The 16,656-nt window shown below is 70.7% G+C and carries 15 protein-coding genes; 6 read left to right on the top strand and 9 right to left on the bottom strand.

Annotated features, from left to right (window positions below):
* Window positions 1-37: 37 nt before the first annotated feature.
* On the bottom strand, window positions 38-448 hold the full coding sequence (locus ACFSE6_RS15995) for a hypothetical protein (RefSeq protein WP_388009450.1): 411 nt from the start codon (window positions 446-448) through the stop codon (window positions 38-40).
* An 81-nt stretch (window positions 449-529) separates the two neighbouring features.
* Here ACFSE6_RS15995 and ACFSE6_RS16000 point away from each other — a divergent pair, with 81 nt between their 5' ends.
* Window positions 530-1,135, top strand: coding sequence for a TetR/AcrR family transcriptional regulator (locus tag ACFSE6_RS16000; RefSeq protein WP_388009453.1), 606 nt, complete (start codon window positions 530-532; stop codon window positions 1,133-1,135).
* Between the two features lie 101 nt (window positions 1,136-1,236).
* Here the strand turns inward: ACFSE6_RS16000 and ACFSE6_RS16005 are convergent, their stop codons facing one another.
* Window positions 1,237-2,922, bottom strand: a complete 1,686-nt coding sequence (locus ACFSE6_RS16005; protein WP_388009456.1) for a ribonuclease J — start codon at window positions 2,920-2,922, stop codon at window positions 1,237-1,239.
* A gap of 134 nt (window positions 2,923-3,056) precedes the next feature.
* Here ACFSE6_RS16005 and ACFSE6_RS16010 point away from each other — a divergent pair, with 134 nt between their 5' ends.
* The 3 genes from ACFSE6_RS16010 to ACFSE6_RS16020 are packed head-to-tail and all read left to right on the top strand — an operon-like array spanning window position 3,057 to window position 6,171.
* Window positions 3,057-4,364, top strand: a complete 1,308-nt coding sequence (locus ACFSE6_RS16010) for an extracellular solute-binding protein (RefSeq protein ID WP_388009459.1) — start codon at window positions 3,057-3,059, stop codon at window positions 4,362-4,364.
* A complete protein-coding gene (locus ACFSE6_RS16015) occupies window positions 4,364-5,341 on the top strand; it encodes a carbohydrate ABC transporter permease (RefSeq protein WP_388009462.1) in 978 nt (325 codons plus the stop codon). The genes ACFSE6_RS16010 and ACFSE6_RS16015 overlap by 1 nt, the downstream gene beginning before the upstream one ends.
* On the top strand, window positions 5,338-6,171 hold the full coding sequence (locus ACFSE6_RS16020; RefSeq protein ID WP_388009465.1) for a carbohydrate ABC transporter permease: 834 nt from the start codon (window positions 5,338-5,340) through the stop codon (window positions 6,169-6,171). The genes ACFSE6_RS16015 and ACFSE6_RS16020 overlap by 4 nt, the downstream gene beginning before the upstream one ends.
* 36 nt (window positions 6,172-6,207) lie before the next feature.
* On the opposite strand, the gene dapA is transcribed toward ACFSE6_RS16020, so the two are convergent.
* On the bottom strand, window positions 6,208-7,125 hold the full coding sequence (gene dapA / locus ACFSE6_RS16025; RefSeq protein WP_388009468.1) for a 4-hydroxy-tetrahydrodipicolinate synthase: 918 nt from the start codon (window positions 7,123-7,125) through the stop codon (window positions 6,208-6,210).
* An 81-nt stretch (window positions 7,126-7,206) separates the two neighbouring features.
* Between dapA and ACFSE6_RS16030 the strand changes: the two genes are divergently transcribed.
* Window positions 7,207-7,878 (top strand): GNAT family N-acetyltransferase, encoded by a 672-nt coding sequence (locus ACFSE6_RS16030; RefSeq protein ID WP_388009471.1) that lies wholly within the window; start codon window positions 7,207-7,209, stop codon window positions 7,876-7,878.
* Window positions 7,879-7,881: 3 nt separating this feature from the next.
* Here the strand turns inward: ACFSE6_RS16030 and ACFSE6_RS16035 are convergent, their stop codons facing one another.
* Window positions 7,882-9,663 (bottom strand): BCCT family transporter, encoded by a 1,782-nt coding sequence (locus tag ACFSE6_RS16035; protein WP_388009474.1) that lies wholly within the window; start codon window positions 9,661-9,663, stop codon window positions 7,882-7,884.
* Window positions 9,664-9,775: 112 nt separating this feature from the next.
* Entirely contained in the window at window positions 9,776-10,579 is an 804-nt protein-coding gene (dapB, locus tag ACFSE6_RS16040; RefSeq protein ID WP_388009477.1) for a 4-hydroxy-tetrahydrodipicolinate reductase, read from the bottom strand.
* 40 nt (window positions 10,580-10,619) lie between these two features.
* Here dapB and ACFSE6_RS16045 point away from each other — a divergent pair, with 40 nt between their 5' ends.
* The gene (locus ACFSE6_RS16045; RefSeq protein WP_388009480.1) at window positions 10,620-11,261 is read left to right on the top strand and encodes an alpha/beta hydrolase family protein; all 642 of its coding nucleotides are present in this window, start codon (window positions 10,620-10,622) and stop codon (window positions 11,259-11,261) included.
* Window positions 11,262-11,268: 7 nt separating this feature from the next.
* Here ACFSE6_RS16045 and ACFSE6_RS16050 read toward each other — a convergent pair whose 3' ends face one another.
* The 4 genes from ACFSE6_RS16050 to ACFSE6_RS16065 form a co-directional block, all read right to left on the bottom strand.
* Entirely contained in the window at window positions 11,269-12,630 is a 1,362-nt protein-coding gene (locus ACFSE6_RS16050; RefSeq protein WP_388009483.1) for a M16 family metallopeptidase, read from the bottom strand.
* A 2-nt stretch (window positions 12,631-12,632) separates the two neighbouring features.
* Entirely contained in the window at window positions 12,633-14,987 is a 2,355-nt protein-coding gene (locus ACFSE6_RS16055) for a polyribonucleotide nucleotidyltransferase (RefSeq protein ID WP_388009486.1), read from the bottom strand.
* A gap of 224 nt (window positions 14,988-15,211) precedes the next feature.
* Window positions 15,212-15,481: a 30S ribosomal protein S15 gene (gene rpsO, locus ACFSE6_RS16060; RefSeq protein WP_388009489.1), complete on the bottom strand. Its 270-nt coding sequence runs from the start codon at window positions 15,479-15,481 to the stop codon at window positions 15,212-15,214.
* A 173-nt stretch (window positions 15,482-15,654) separates the two neighbouring features.
* Window positions 15,655-16,650, bottom strand: coding sequence for a bifunctional riboflavin kinase/FAD synthetase (locus tag ACFSE6_RS16065; protein WP_388009492.1), 996 nt, complete (start codon window positions 16,648-16,650; stop codon window positions 15,655-15,657).
* Window positions 16,651-16,656: the final 6 nt, after the last annotated feature.

Consider the following 16,656-nt stretch of genomic DNA (forward strand, 5'->3'; position numbering starts at 1 on the left):
CCGATTCGGCACGCACCGGCGCGCCGGGCCGCGACGGTCAGGACGTCAGGAGCCCGATACCGAGCGTGAGAAGGCCCGCGATGAGGAAGGCGGCGCCGATCCCCAGCAGCACGACGAGCCGGTTCGGTCCGGTCCGGTCGCGCCCGAGCGCGGAGAGGAAGAAGCCCGCGGGCATGACGATGGCGGCCACCAGGACGCCCGTGCGGGCCAGCCACTGCCAGGCGCCGGTGAGCGTGGTGGCTTCGGTCAGCAGCAGGCAGACCAGCCCGAGGACGATGAAGACGCCGGCGTGGGCGTGGCCGGCACGGAAGAAGGCCGCCTGGAACGGCGTGGCCGGTACGACGCCGCGCACCACCTTCGTGAGGAAGTAGCCGCCGGTCGTCACGGTCGTGGCGGCAAGGATCGCGAGGCCGGCGGTCACCCGGGCGGCGTCGGAGAGTTCGAGCATGGAGACCTCCTCGAGCACATTTTCTAACACCGTTAGCTAACAGCGTGAGAGAACATGGCGCAAGCGGTTTACGATGCGAGCGTGCCCCGACCTCGAACGCATGACGACGCCGTGCGGATACGACTGCTCGAGGCCGCGTCGACCGCAGTGGCCGACGGTGGTGCCGCCGCGCTCTCGCTGCGTGGTGTCGCCGCCGCCGCCGACACCACGACGGCCGCGGTCTACACGCTCTTCGGCAGTCGCGAGGCCCTCCTGGAGGCGACCGTCACCGAGGGATTCCGGCGGTTCGGCGCGCATCTCGACGCCGTCCCGCGCACGGCCGACCCGGGTGCTGACCTCCTCGCGCTCGGCGTCGCCTACCGGGACAACGCACTCGAGAACCCGCACTTCTACCGCGTCATGTTCAGCCCGGACACCACCGGCGCGGGCTCGGCCGAGACCGAACTACGTCCTGCCGGAGTGCACAACCCGACCTTCGCCGTCCTGCGCGACGCCGTCGCCCGGGCCACCGGATGGCCCGAGCCGGAGGCCGAGGCGGGCGCAGTCCAGCTGTGGGCATTCGCCCACGGCCTGGTGAGCCTGGAGCTGGCCGGACTGTTGCCCGGCGAACCGTCCGAACGGCGAGCCCACTACGTCTCCGCGTTGCGCACCGCCCGGCTGTCGGAGGTGCCGCACCGGACGGAATAGCACCCCTGCGTCGTCATCAGGCCTCCACCCCACGGTCGGCCCTCCTCAACTCCGCCTCGGCAGGAGACTCGTCCCTCGCTCCTCCCTCGGCTGCGTCGTCGTCAGGCCTCTACGACGGTCGGGATGATCATCGGGCTGCGGCGCAACCGCTTCGCCGCCCAGCGCCCGACCACCCGCCGCATGGCCTGCTGCATCTGGTGGGTGTCGGCGTTGCCCCGTCCGACCACCTCGTTGAGGGCCGAGGTGACGTCCGGGAGGATCGCGTCGAAGACCTTGTCGTCCTCGGCCATCCCCCGCGCCTGGATGTGCGGCCCGGTGATGACCCGCCCGGACGAGGCGTCGACGACGGCAAAGATCGCGATGAAGCCCTCCTCACCGAGGATGCGTCGATCCTTGAGCTCGGCATCGGTGATCTCACCGACCGAGGAGCCGTCCACATAGACGTATCCGCACGGCACCGCCCCCGCGATCCGCGCCCGGCCGTCGACGAGATCCACCGCGACGCCGTCCTCGGCGAGGACGACGCGCTCGGCCGGGACGCCGGTCTGCACGGCCAGTGCCCCGTTCGCCACGAGATGGCGGATCTCGCCGTGCACCGGCATGACGTTGCCCGGACGCAGGATGTTGTAGACGTACAACAGCTCCCCGGCCGAGGCATGACCGGAGACGTGCACCCGGGCATTGCCCTGGTGGACGACCTTGGCGCCCAGCCGCATGAGGCCGTTGATGACGCGGAAGACCGAGTTCTCGTTCCCCGGGATGAGCGAGGAGGCGAAGATCACCGTGTCGCCGGGCCCGACCGAGACCCGGTGGTCCCGGTTCGCGATCCGGCTCAGCGCGGCCATCGGCTCACCCTGTGAGCCGGTGGCCATGAGCACGGTCTCCGACGGCGGGTGGTCAGCGATCGACTTGACGTCGATCAGGGTGCCCGGCGGGACGTTGAGATAACCGAGGTCCGCGGCGATACCCATGTTCCGGATCATCGACCGGCCCACCAGCGCCACCTTGCGCTCATGCAGTGCTGCGGCGTCGAGGACCTGCTGGACACGGTGCACGTGCGAGGCGAAGGACGCCACCACGATCTGCCCCTCGGCCTGGGCGAAGACGTTGTCCAGCACCGGGCCGATGTCGCGCTCGTGCGCCGTGAAGCCTGGCACCTCGGCGTTGGTGGAGTCCACGAGGGCCAGGTCCACGCCCTCCTCACCGAGGCGCGCGAAGGCCCGCAGGTCGGTGATCCGACCGTCGAGCGGCAGCTGGTCCATCTTGAAATCGCCGGTGTGCAGCACGGTGCCGGCCGGGGTCCGGATCACCACGGCGAGTCCGTCCGGGATGGAGTGGTTCACGGCGACGAACTCGAGGCCGAAGGGCCCGAGCTGCTCGGACTGACCTTCGCGTACGGCGAGCGTCACCGGTGTGATCCGGTGTTCCTTGAGCTTCGCCTCGATGAAGGCCAGGGTCAGCTGGCTGCCCAGGATGGGGATGTCCGGACGGCGGCGCAGCAGGTAGGGCACGCCGCCGATGTGGTCCTCGTGCCCATGGGTGAGCACGACGGCCTCGATGTCGTCGAGACGCTCCTCGAGGTAGTCGAAGTCCGGAAGGATGAGATCGACACCGGGTTGGTGGTCCTCCGGGAACAGCACGCCGCAGTCGACGATGAGCAGGCGGCCCGCATACTCGAAGACCGTCATGTTGCGGCCCACCTCGCCGAGTCCGCCGAGCGGGACGACGCGGAGTCCACCCTCCGGCACGGGAGGGGGCGGGGTCAGTTCAGGATGCGGGTGACTCACGCGACCATCTTGCCAGGCCGACGTCGCACCGAAACTCTTTCGAAAGCTCGCGCTACCGGCCACGGCACTTTTCCGCCGCCATCGTGTCAGACTCACGCTTGACAGACCGATCAGCGCAGACCGGGAGCTTCATCATGAGCAGAAAGTTTCGGACAGTGGCTGCCGTCACCGGGGCGGCCGCCGTCGCCCTCGCCGGCTGCAGCGGCAGCGGGGACGCCGAAGGTGCCGACGGCGGTGGCGGCGGCGGAGGTGGTGACGTCCAGCTCACCTGGTGGCACAACTCGAACAACGAGCCGGGCCGGGGTTACTACGAGCAGGTCGCTGCCGACTTCGAGGCCGAAAACCCGGGCGTCACGATCTCGATCGAGGCCCTGGAGCACGAGGACATGCTCACCCGCCTGGACGCCGCCTTCCAGACCGGTGACCAGCCGGACATCTTCATGGAGCGCGGCGGCGGAGAGCTCGCCGACCACGTCGAGGCGGGTCTGGTCATGGACATCACCGACGCGGCGTCGGAGACCATCGAGACCCTTGGGCCCTCGATCGCGGCCGGCCAGGTCGAGGACCAGGTGTACGCGCTGCCGTTCTCACTCGGCGTCGTCGGCTTTTGGTACAACACCTCACTCTTCGAGGAGGCGGGCATCTCCGACCCACCGGAGACCATGGACGACCTCTACGCGGCGGTCGACAGCCTCAAGGACGCGGGGATCGAGCCGATCTCCGTCGGGGCGGGCGATCTGTGGCCGGCAGCGCACTACTGGTACTACTTCGTCATCCGCGAGTGCTCGCAGGAGACACTGGACCAGGCGGCCACCGAGATGGACCTCTCCGACGAGTGCTTCACCCGAGCCGGTGAGGACCTCGAGGAGCTCATCGCCGCCGAGCCGTTCAACGAGGGATTCCTCGCCACCCCGTCCCAGTCCGGCCCGACCAGTGCCTCCGGTCTGCTCGCGACCGGCCAGGTGGCCATGGAGCTCGCCGGCCACTGGGAGCCGGGCGTCATGCAGGGGCTGACCGACGACGGCGAGGGCCTGGGCGAGGACACCGGTTGGTTCCCCTTCCCGGCGGTCGACGGAGCCGAAGGAGATCAGGAGGCGCAGATGGGTGGCGGTGACGCGTGGGCGTGCTCGGCGGACGCGCCGCCGGAGTGCGTCGACTTCATCGAGTACCTGCTCTCGGACGAGGTCCAGCAGGGCTTCGCGGAGAACGACATGGGGTTGCCGACCAACCCCGCGGCGAACGACTCGGTCTCCGATCCCGCGCTCGCCGAGCTGCTGCAGGTCCGCGACAGTGCTCCGTACGTCCAGCTCTACCTGGACACCCAGTTCGGGGAGAACGTCGGCGGAGCGATGAACGACGAGATCGGCCGCCTGTTCGCCGGGCAGTCGGACCCGCAGGCCATCGTCGACGCCACCCAGGCGGCTGCCGACCGGGAGAACTAGTGGCGGCAGCAACCACCGTCCGCGGCGGGGCGCGCACCGGTGCGCCCCGCCGCGTGCCACGTCCCGTGCGCCCGCAGTGGCGCACGCGCGCGGAGATCGCCTTCTTCATCACGCCGGCGCTGGTGCTGTTCGCGCTGTTCGTCGTCGTTCCGGTGATCCAGGCGGCGCGGTACTCGGTCTTCGCCTGGAACGGGCTCGGCCCGCTGGAGAACTTCGTCGGGTTCGAGAACTACACCCGTGCCCTGGGCGATCCCGTCTTCATCAGCGCGATCAGCCACAACCTCACGATCGTGGTGCTCTCGATCCTCATCCAGTTGCCGCTGGGGCTGTTGATCGCCCTCCTGCTCAACCGGGACCTGTGGGGCCGCACGGCGATGCGGGTGATCATCTTCATCCCCTACGTGCTGGCCGAGGTGGTCGCCGGCGTCGTGTGGGCGATGCTGCTGCAGCCGCGCGGACCGGTCAACGCGATCCTCGAGGCCGTCGGGCTGGGTGAGGCCACGCAGCTCTGGCTGGCCGATCCGGGCATCGTCATGGTCACCGTGATGGTGGTCCTGACCTGGAAGTACCTGGGCCTGGCGATCATCCTGTTCCTCGCCGGCCTGCAGGGTGTCCCGGAAGACCTCTATGAGGCGGCTCAGCTCGACGGCGCGTCCTGGTGGCAGGTTCAGCGCAAGATCACCGTCCCGCTGCTCGGTCCCACCATCCGCACCTGGGGCTTCCTGTCGATGATCGGCTCGCTCCAGCTCTTCGACATGGTGTGGATCCTCACCGGCGGCGGCCCGGCCGACTCCTCGATCACCATGGCGATCTACATGATCCAGCAGGGCACCGAACGCAGCCTGTACGGGTACGCCTCGGCCGTGGCGGTGATCCTGTTCGGCATCTCCTTCGTGCTCGCGGTGCTCTACCAGGTCTTCGTGCTGCGCCGCGACACCCGCGACGTCGTTCCCGACAAGCCGAGGAGGCGGCGATGAACCGGCGCCGTACCACCTTCCGCGGAGGCAGCCCGCTGGTCTACGCCGTCGCAGTGCTCGTGCTCGCGGTGACCGTGGGCCCGGTCCTCTACGCCGTCATGGGAGGCTTCCGGTCCAACGAGCAGCTCGCCTCCGACCCGGTCGGCCTGCCGGACCCGTGGGTCCTGTCCAACTACGCGGACGTCCTGGCGTCCGCAGCGTTCTGGAACTACACGTTCAACTCGGTGATGGTCGCCGTCATCACCACGGCCGTCGTCGTCGTGTTCGGCGTGATGGCCGCGTACCCGTTGGCGCGCTACCGGTTCCGCGGGCGCGAGCAGCTCTACCTCGTGTTCGTCCTCGGCCTGCTCTTTCCGCTCACGGTGGCGATCATCCCGCTGTTCCTCATGGTGCGTGACCTGGGACTGACGAACACCTGGTGGGGAGTGGCTCTGCCACAAGCCGCCTTCGCGTTACCGATGACCATCGTCATCCTGCGGCCGTTCCTGCAGGCGCTGCCGGTCGAGCTCGAGGAGGCCGCCCAGCTCGACGGCGCCTCCCGGATCGGGTTCTTCTGGCGGGTGTTGATCCCGCTGTCCGGGCCGGGCATGGTCACCGTCGGCGTGCTGGCGTTCGTGACGTCCTGGAACGCGTACCTGCTTCCGCTGCTGATGCTGCAGGGCGGGATGCGCACGCTGCCGCTCGGCGTCGCCGACTTCTCCACGCAGTACTCGGCGGACACGGCCGGCGTGCTCGCGTTCACCTCACTGGCGATGATCCCCGCGTTGGTGTTCTTCCTGGCGATGGAGAAACGGATCGTCAGCGGGTTGCAGGGGGCCGTCAAAGGCTGAAGGCCGCCACGACCTGCTCGGCGACGGAGGGGCAGCCTACCGCCCGGCGCCGAGCAGTCCGTGCTCGCGGAGCACGGACTCCAGCTGGGCAACGTCCGCCTCCGGTGCCTGGACCAACGGCAGGCGCACCGCCGGTGAGGGGATGACGCCCTGCAGGTGCAGGGCGGCCTTGGCCATGACGGCACCCTGTCCGCCGCCCATGATCGCCCCGACGACGGGCCGCATCCGGGCAGCGACGGTCCGGGCGCCCGGGAGGTCGCCGGCGTCGACCTCCCGGACCATCTCGGCGTAGGCACCGGCGGCGACATGCCCGACGACGGAGACGACGCCGGACGCACCGTGGGCGAGCCAGTCGAAGTTGAGCGCATCGTCGCCGGAGTAGTACTCCAGGCCGGTACGAGCCATCCGCTCGAACCCGGCGGGCACGTTGCCGGTGGCGTCCTTGACCGCGAGGATCCGGGGATGTTCGGCGAGGCGGTCGAGCGTCTCGTCCGCGAACGCGACGCCGGTGCGGCCGGGGATGTCGTACAGCATCACCGGCAGGTCGACGGCGTCGGCCACCGTGACGACGTGCTGGTAGACCCCCTCCTGCGACGGGCGGTTGTAGTAGGGAGAGACGACGAGCAGACCGCGCGCACCGGAGCGTTCGGCGCCCTGGGCGATGCGCACGGCGTGCGCGGTGTCGTTCGAGCCGGCGCCGCCGATGATCATCGCCCGGTCCCCCACAGCGTCGACGACGGCACGCATGACGGCGTCCTTCTCGGGCTGGTGGGTGGTCGGCGACTCACCGGTGGTGCCGTGGACGACGAGCGCGTCGCAGCCGTCGTCGACCAGCTTGACGGCGACGGCGACGGCGGCGTCGATGTCGACGGTGTCGTCGTCGCGGAACGGGGTCACCATCGCCGTGGCGACGGAACCGAAGGTGCGCGACGGCAGGCGCGGGCTCGAGGACATATCCGCACGGTAGTCCCGGATGTGCCTCGAGGGCACTCCCGACAGCCCGGCGAGACGTCTCGGGCCCGTAGCCTGGTGGGGATGAGCCCTTCCCATGCCGGTCAGGCGGCGGCAGATGTGTCGGTACGCCCCGCATTGCCGGAGGACGCCACGACCCTGGGAGCGGTGCACGCCCGCACCCTGCGGGCGACGTTGGCCGCCGGCGTCGGTCGTGATCTCGGGCCACAGGTCGCGGCCATGATCGACCCGGCCGCGCTGGCGGACCAGTGGTCGCGTGCCATCACCGCTCCCCCCTCGCCGCGGCACCGGGTCCTGACCGCCGTCGACGGGGCGCGGATCGTCGGGTTCGCCGCGTTCGCTCCGGCAGAGGTGCCGGTGGAGGTTCGCGGTCCGGACCGTACGGACGACGCCGCCGACGCCGCCGACAGCTCCGGCGAAACCGATACCGACACCGCCGACCAGGCCGGCCCCACCGCGCTCGCCACGGCCGAGCCGGGTGAGGTGGCCGAGCTGCTCGCGCTGGAGGTCCCGGCGGCCGAAGGGCGCCGCGGCCACGGGTCGCGGCTGCTCGCCGCGTGCGCCGACCTGCTGCGCGAGCAGGGCGCCGCCCGGCTCCAGACCTGGGTGGTGCGCGAGGACGAGGTCCGGACCCGCTTCCTCGCCCAGGCGGGCTTCGCCCCTGCCGGCGTCCGGCGCACCCTCGACGTGGCGGGTGAGGACGTCACCGAGGTGTGCTGGTACGCCGAGCTCTGAGCCTCACTCCTCCTCGCCGTCGGCCTCGTGCTGCGCAGTCCCGCGCCTGGCCGGCTCCTGCCCCTGACCGGTTCCGGTCGCCCGCGGCCGGACCGCGCCGCCGTCGCCGCCCGGGCCGCCCGACTGCGGGGACGGCCGGGACATCGGGACCGTGCCCGTCTTGGTCAGCAGTGCCGCCTGCTCGGGTGTGCCGCCGGCTTCCTCCACGCGGCGCTGCGCCTCCTCCGGCGGGAGCGCCCGCTTCCACCGGCGGGTGCGGACCGGCGGGCGTTCGCCCGCGTCCTCCTTGAGCGCCCGGAGCACGCTGTACATCATGAAGTAGCCGAGGGCGAAGAACGGCAGTCCGACGACGATGATCACCTGTTGCAGGGCGGTCAGGCCGCCCTCGCCGGTCGCTCCGAGCAGGGTGGCGGCGACGACGCCCACGCACAGGCCCCAGAACACCCGCTGGCGGGTGGGCGCCCGTTCTTCGTGCCCGTTGCTGATCATGTCCATGACCAGGGCGCTGGAGTCGACCGAGGTGGTGAAGAAGATGATGACGACGCCGATCGCCACGACGGAGATCGCCGTCGTCCACGGGAAGTTCTCGAGGAAGACGAACAGGGCGCCGGGGACGTCCTCCTGCTCGACCACGGGACCGACGAGGGTGCCGGGCGCGCCACGCTCGATGTCGAATGCCGCCCAGCCGAAGATGCCGAACCACAGGACGGAGAAGGACACCGGGATCGCGAGCACGCCGATGACAAACTGCCGGATCGAGCGGCCGCGGGAGATGCGGGCGATGAAGATGCCGACGAACGGGGACCACGAGATCGTCCAGGCCCAGTAGAAGACCGTGAACCGGTTCTGCCAGCCGCTGTCGTTGATCGTGTCGTTCCAGAACGCCAGGTCCGGCAGCATCTGCAGGTAGTGCCCGACGGACTCGATGGTGCCCTTGAGCAGGAAGAGCGTCGGACCGGTGACGAGCACGAAGCACAGCAGGGCGACGGCGACGATGATGTTGAAGTTCGACAGCCGTTTGATGCCGCGGTCCAACCCCACGGCCACCGAGACGAGCGCGACGGCGGTGACGACGGCGATGAGCAGGACCTGGACGGTGCGGTTCTCGGGGATGCCCCCGAGCCGGGCCAGGCCGCCGTTGATCTGTAGGGTGCCCAGACCGACCGAGACGGCCACGCCGAACATGGTGCCGACGACGGCGACCGTGTCGATGGTGGCGCCGAGGGGCCCGTGGATCCGGTCGCCGAGGATCGGGTGGAAGACGGAGCTGACCCGGGGCGGCAGGTTCCGCTTGTACATGAAGTACGCGAAGGCCAGGGCCGGCAGCGAGAAGATCGTCCAGGTGTGCAGGCCGAAGTGGTAGAACGTGAAGCCCATCGCCTCGCGGATCGCGGCGGCCGAGCCGGGCTCGACGTCCTGCATCGGCGGCTGCGCGAAGTGGCTGATCGGTTCCGCGACCCCCCAGAACATGAGGATCGTACCGATGCCGGCGGCGAAGAGCATGGCGAACCAGGCGGCGTTCGAGTGCTCGGGTTCCTCCTCCTCCGGCCCCAGCCGGACCCGGCCGAACCGACTGACCGCCAGGCCGACGAGGAAGACGAGGAACGTCGTGACCCCGAGCACGTAGAACCAGCCGAGGTTGGTCATCAGCCAGCTCGACGCGGCCTCGAAGACGCGGTCGACGATCGAGGTGAAGGCCACCGTGGTGACGACGAAGACGACGATGACGGCGGCCGCCCCGAAGAAGATGGGCGGGCTGGTGCGCAGGCCAAGTCGATCGTGCACCCGATTGATGAGGTCCACGTGATCCCCCGGTTCGGCGTCAGGACTTGCCGGAGCTTAACCGTGGGCCTCGACGTCCGCAGCACGGCGCGCGGCGTTCGGCCGCGGAAGGCACCTACAGGTCGAGCATCTGGTCGAGGCCGACCGTCAGGCCTGGTCGGCGCGCCACTTCCCGGACCGCGAGCAGCACGCCCGGCATGAAGCTGACCCGGTCGAAGGAGTCGGTGCGGATGGTGAGTTGCTCGCCGGGGTTGCCGAGCAGGATCTCCTCGTGGGCGACCAACCCGCGCAGCCGCACGGCGTGCACGTGGACGCCGTCGACCACCGCGCCGCGGGCACCGTCGATCTGGGTCTCGGTGGCGTCCGGGACGTCTCCCCGTCCGGCGTCCCGGCGTGCCCCGGCGATGTGACGCGCCGTGGCGAGCGCCGTTCCGGACGGGGCGTCGACCTTGTTCGGGTGGTGCAGCTCGACCACCTCGGCCGACTCGAAGTAGCGGGCCGCCTGGGCGGCGAACCGCATGGCCAGCACGGCGGAGAGGGCGAAGTTCGGCGCGATGACGACGCCGAGGCCGTCGCTACGCTCGGCGTTGAGCCGCTCGACGTGGTCGCGCACGCGGCCGAGGGACTCCTCGGTCCAACCCGTGGTGCCGACGACGGCGTGCAGCCCGGCGTCCAGGAGGGCATGCACGTTGTCCTCAACCGCCGCCGGGACCGTGAAGTCCACGCCGACGCTCGCCCCCACCGCCGCCAACCCGGCGACGTCGTCCTCCGCGTCGACCCGCGCGACGAGCTCCAGGTCGTCGGCGGCCTCGACCGCCTCACACACCGTCGATCCCATTCGGCCCGCGGCACCGACCACCGCCACTCCGATCGCACTCACGACCGGCACTGTACCGAGGGCGGATAGCCTCGTCGTCATCGAGTCCGTGGTCCGGGCGCGGGCCCGGGAGAGGAATGACATGACCGAGGCCGGCAACGACGGACCGACCGAGTCGCTCGTCGAGACCGCGCACGGACCGGCGCGGGTGTATCTGACGGCGCCCGCGACAGGCTCGGGCCTCCTCGTCCTCGGGCACGGCGCGGGCGGCGGCGTGACCGCAAAGGATCTACAGGCAACCGCCCAGGTCGCGACCGGCCTCGATCTGGCCGTCGCGCTCGTCGAGCAGCCCTACCGGGTGGCCGGGCGCCGCTCCCCCGCGCCGGCCAAGCAGCTCGACGCGGCATGGACGGCCGTGCTGACGCATCTGCGGTCCGGACGGCCGGACGGCCCGCTGATCGCCGGAGGCCGGTCGTCGGGCGCGCGGGTGGCGTGCCGCACGGCCACCGACGTCGATGCCGCGGCGGTGCTGTGCCTGGCGTTCCCGCTCCGGCCGCCGGGGCGGACGAAGGCCGGGGAGCCCAAGCCGTCACGGATCGGCGAGCTCGACGGCGCAGGGGTGCCGACTCTGGTGGTCCAAGGCGAGTCGGACCCGTTCGGCATGCCGCCGCACGCACCTGGCCGGCACGTGGTCCGACTCCGTGGCAACCACTCCCTGAGCTCGGACATGCCTGGCCTGCGCGCGGCGGTCGAGGAATGGTTGCGTGGCGTGGTCGCCGGATGAGGAGGTCTCAGCCCAGCAGGCGCGCGGCGACGTCGTCCTCGAACGGCCCGACGACGACGAGCGAGCGGGGGGCGGCCGCCAGCTCGGCGGCCAGCTCGCGGACCTGCTCCGCCGTGACCTCGGAGATCCGCGCGATCAGCTCGTCGAGTCCGACGAACTCGCCGTGCACGATCTCCGCGCGTCCGAGCCGGGACATCCGGGAGCCGTTGTCCTCCAGGCCGAGCACCATGTTGCCGCGGAGCTGGCCGATCCCGCGCTCGAGCTCGTCCTGGGTAATGCCACGGTCGGCCAGGCGCTGCCACTCCTGGCCGAGCAGCTCGGTGACGGCCTCGACATTGCCCGGTGCGCACCCGGCGTACAGCCCGAAGGTGCCCGCCTCGGCGTAGGAGGAGGCGAACGCATAGGTCGCGTAGGCCAGCCCCCGCTTCTCCCGGACCTCCTGGAACAGGCGGGAACTCATCCCGCCGCCGAGGATGGTGGTCAGCACGGACAGGGTGAAGCGCCGCTCGTCGCCGGCGGTGATGCTCGGTCCGCCGAGCAGGACGTTGGCCTGCTCGGTGCGCCGCGTGATCGTCATGGCCCGGCCGGTCGAGGGCAGCAACGCCGCGTCGGCGCCACCCGCCCCGTTGCCCCGCCGGGCTGCCGGAACGGCGGCCTCGTCGAGCTGCCAGCCCCCGCGGCGGACGGCGTCGAGGACCCGGCCGCACAGCGCGTCGTGGTCGACGCTGCCCGCGGCGGTGACGACCAGCTCCGCGGGCACGTAGGTCCGGCCGTAGTGGTCCAGGACGGCGCTGCGCGGGACGGCTCGGATCGTCTCAGGTGTGCCACCGATGGGGCGGCCGAGCGGGTGCTCGCCGAGGACGGCGAGGGCGAAGCGCTCGTGCGCGACGTCCATCGGGTCGTCGTCGTTCATGGCGAGCTCTTCGAGGATCACCCCGCGCTCGGTCTCGAGCTCGGCGGCGTCGAGCCGGGCGGAGGTCACCATGTCGAGAATGACCTCGGCGGCCATGGGAACGTCGACGTCGAGCACTCGCGCGTAGTACGCCGTGTGCTCCTTGCCGGTGGCGGCGTTCGCCTCACCCCCGACGGCGTCGAACGCCTCGGCGATGTCGAGCGCCGAGCGGGAGGGGGTGCCCTTGAACAGCAGGTGCTCGAGGAAGTGCGTCGAGCCGTGGTGCCCGTCGGACTCGTCGCGCGAGCCGACCGCGACCCACGCCCCGACCGCCGTCGAGCGCTGGCCGGGCATCTCCTCGGTGAGCACCCGGATCCCGCCGGGCAGGACGGAGCGCCGGATGACGCTGCCGTCCTGCTCGGCGGTCAGCTGGGTGCCGGGGGCCCCGGAAGGGCCGAGGACGAGCGGCTGAGGCATCCTCAGGCGTCGGTCTCCGCGGCGTCGCCGCCGTCGGAGGCGTCCCCGCCGCGGCGCGTGCGCGTGCGCTGGCGACGGCGGCGGCCACCCTCGCGGCGGGCCTCGCCGTCGGAGCCGTCCTCCGGCGAGTGGCCGGCCGGAGCGGACTCGCCGTCCGCCGAGGCCCCGGACTCCTCGTCCTCGACGACTGCGTGCAGCGAGAGCTTGCCGCGCTGGTCGATCTCGGCGAGCTCGACCTGGACCTTGTCGCCGACGTTCAGCACGTCCTCGACCGAGTCGACGCGCTTGCCACCGACGAGGCGGCGGATCTGCGAGATGTGCAGCAGGCCGTCCTTGCCCGGAGTGAGGGAGACGAAGGCACCGAAGGAGGTCGTCTTGACGACCGTGCCGACGAACCGTTCCCCGACCTCCGGCATCTGCGGGTTCGCGATGGCGTTGATCGCCTGGCGGGCCGCCTCGGCCGACGGGCCGTCGGTGGCGCCGATGTAGACGGTGCCGTCGTCCTCGATGGTGATGTCGGCGCCGGTGTCCTCCTGGATCTGGTTGATCATCTTGCCCTTGGGGCCGATGACCTCACCGATCTTGTCCACCGGCACGTGCACGGTCAGCACGCGGGGCGCCGTCGGAGCCATCTCGTCCGGGGCGTCGATGGCCTCGTTCATCACGTCGAGGATGTACAGGCGCGCATCGCGGGCCTGGGTGAGCGCCGCGGCGAGCACCGAGGCGGGGATCCCGTCGAGCTTGGTGTCGAGCTGGATGGCGGTGACGAACTCGCGGGTGCCCGCAACCTTGAAGTCCATGTCGCCGAAGGCGTCCTCGGCGCCGAGGATGTCGGTCAGCGCCGCGTAGCGGGTCTCGCCCTCGACCTCGTCCGACATCAGACCCATCGCGATACCTGCCACCGGCGCGCGCAGCGGCACACCGGCGTTGAGCATGGCGAGGGTGGAGGCGCACACCGATCCCATCGAGGTCGATCCGTTGGACCCGAGGGCCTCGGAAACCTGCCGGATGGCGTACGGGAACTCCTCGCGCGTGGGCAGCACCGGAACGAGCGCGCGCTCGGCGAGCGCACCGTGCCCGATCTCGCGGCGCTTGGGCGATCCCACGCGGCCGGTCTCACCGGTGGAGTACGGCGGGAAGTTGTAGTTGTGCATGTACCGCTTGCGGGTGACCGGGCTGAGCGTGTCGAGCTGCTGCTCCATGCGCAGCATGTTCAGCGTGGTCACGCCCAGGATCTGGGTCTCGCCGCGCTCGAACAGCGCCGAACCGTGCACCCGCGGGAGCACCTCGACCTCGGCCGAGAGGGTGCGGATGTCCTTCAGCCCGCGGCCGTCGATCCGCACGCCGTCGGTCAGCACGCGGCGGCGGATGGCGTCCTTGGTGACTGAGCGGTAGGCAGCGGCGAGCTCCTTCTCACGCTCACCGAACCGGTCACCGAGCGCCTCGAGCATGCGGTTCTTGATCTCGTCGAGCTTGCTCTCGCGCTCCTGCTTGCCGACGATCTGGATGGCGTCGGCGAGTTCGCCACGCACCTGCTCCTCGACGGCGGCGTAGGCGTCGTCGGCGTAGTCCGGGAACAGGGGGAACTCCGCCGTCGGCTTGGCGGTCGCGGCGGCCAGCTCGGACTGTGCCTCGCACAGGGCCCGGATGAAGGGCTTGGCGGCCTCGAGTCCCTCGGCCACGACCTCCTCGGTCGGCGCCCCCGCGCCCTGCTCCTTGATGAGCGTCCAGGCGTTGTCGGTGGCCTCGGCCTCGACCATCATGATCGCCACGTCGTCACCGACGATGCGACCGGCCACGACCATCGAGAAGACGGCGTTCTCCAGTTCGCTGTAGCGCGGGAACGCGACCCAGTGGCCGTCGATCAGCGCCAGGCGGGTACCGCCGATCGGGCCGGAGAAGGGCAGCCCGGAGATCTGCGTGGAGATCGAGGCGGCGTTGATCGCGACGACGTCGTAGGCGTCGTCGGGGTGCACGGCGAGGATGGTCTCGACGAGCTGGACCTCATTGCGCAGGCCCTTGACGAACGACGGCCGCAGCGGCCGGTCGATGAGTCGGCAGGCGAGGATGGCCTCGGTCGAGGGTCGGCCCTCGCGGCGGAAGAACGAGCCGGGGATCTTGCCGGCGGCGTACTGGCGCTCCTCGACGTCGACGGTGAGCGGGAAGAAGTCGAACTGCTCTTTGGGGTGCTTACCCACCGAGGTGGCGGACAGCACCATCGTCTCGTCGTCGAGATAGGCGACGGCGGAGCCGGCGGCCTGACGGGCCAGACGGCCCGTCTCGAAACGGACGGTGCGGGTGCCGAACTTGCCGTTGTCGATGACGGCTTCGGCGGACGTGATCTCGGGACCCTCCACGGGTACTCCTTACTTCTCGACCCGCCCGGCGGTCGACGGCCTTCGATCGAGGCCCACGGACAGCACTGCGTTCCGGAGGCCACTACCGAGGACCGGACGTACCTGACGAGCGGGGTGGTGGTTCGGTTGTTGAGTTGTCGAGTTGGTCGTTCACGGGTGGCGCCGGAGGGCGCCCCCGCATGCACGACCGGCCCGGACGGAAGAGTCCGGGCCGGTCGATGGCATCAGCGGCGCAGGCCGAGCCGGGCGATGAGGCTGCGGTAACGCTCGATGTCCTCCTCGGCGAGGTGCGAGAGGAGACGCTTACGCTTACCGATGAGCAGCATCAGGCCGCGGCGCGAGTGGTGGTCGTGCGCGTGCGTCTTGAAGTGCTCGGTGAGGTCCGAGATTCGGCGCGTGAGCAGCGCCACCTGGACCTCCGGCGAACCGGTGTCACCCTCGTGGGTGGCGTACTCGCTGATGATGGACTGCTTGACGTCGGCATCGAGGGCCATACGGGTTCTCCTGAGGTCGTTGCACGGAGCGCCGGGGCCTGTTCTCCCGGGCATGCGTCAGCCGTGGCCGGCTTCAACGGCAGCATTCAGACTATCAGCCGCGTCCGGCAGCGGGGATCCCCGGCAGGTCCACGGCGGAGCGGTGTTCGCCACATCACTGCGGCGGTCCTCGGTCAGGGCTGGACCGGCACGGCCGGCCGGGCCGGCGCGGGCACGTCGAGGACCTGTGCCACGGTGGCGACGTCCTGGGCCATCTGGTCGAGCAGGGCCGGCACCCCGTCGAAGGTCACCTGCCCCCGCAGCCGCCGGAGGAGTTCGACCACGACCTCCTCGTCGTACAGGTCGAGGTCCGTGCGGCCGAGCACGTATGCCTCGACGGTGCGCTCGAGCCCCTGGAACGTCGGATTGGTGCCGACGGAGACGGCGGCGGGAAGCCGCTTGGAGGTGCCGTCGTCAGGCAGGTGGTCGGGGCGGATCAGCCAGCCGGCGTAGATGCCGTCGGCCGGGACGACGCCGAGGTCGTCGGCGCGCAGGTTCGCCGTCGGGTATCCGAGCGCCCGCCCGCGATGGGCACCGTGGACGACGACGCCGCGCACCCGGTGCGGGCGGCCGAGCACGCGAGCAGCTCCGGCCACGTCACCGGCCGACAGGAGCTCGCGGACCCAGGTCGAGGACCAGCGCCGGCCCGTCTCGGGGTCGGCGATGTCCTCGATGATCTCGACCGCGAAGCCAAGATGGCGTCCGAGCTCGGCCATCGTGTCCTTGTCGCCGGCGTTGTCCTTGCCGAAGCGCACGTCCTCCCCCACGATCACCGTGCGGGCGTGCAGCAGGTCGACGAGGTGCTCACGGACGAACTGCTCGGGCCCGGCCTGGGCGAAGTCGAGCGAGTACGGCAGGACGAGGACCGCGTCCAGCCCGCTGGCCTCGAGCCGCTCGAGCCGGTCGGTCAGCGAGGCGATGAGCGTGAAGTCGCTCTCGGGCCGGTGCACCGTGGCCGGATGTGGGTCGAAGGTGATAGCGACCGACGTCAGAGAGGCGGTCTCGGCCTCGTTGACCGTGGCGGCGAGGACGACCTGGTGCCCGCGGTGGACGCCGTCGAACACGCCGAGGGTCGCAGCGGTCGGGCCGAGGTCGGCCGGGACCTCAGCGGCACCCCACCACACCTGCACTGAAGC

The organism is Georgenia deserti (assembly GCF_042680605.1).
GTDB classification, from domain to species: domain Bacteria; phylum Actinomycetota; class Actinomycetes; order Actinomycetales; family Actinomycetaceae; genus Allobogoriella; species Allobogoriella deserti.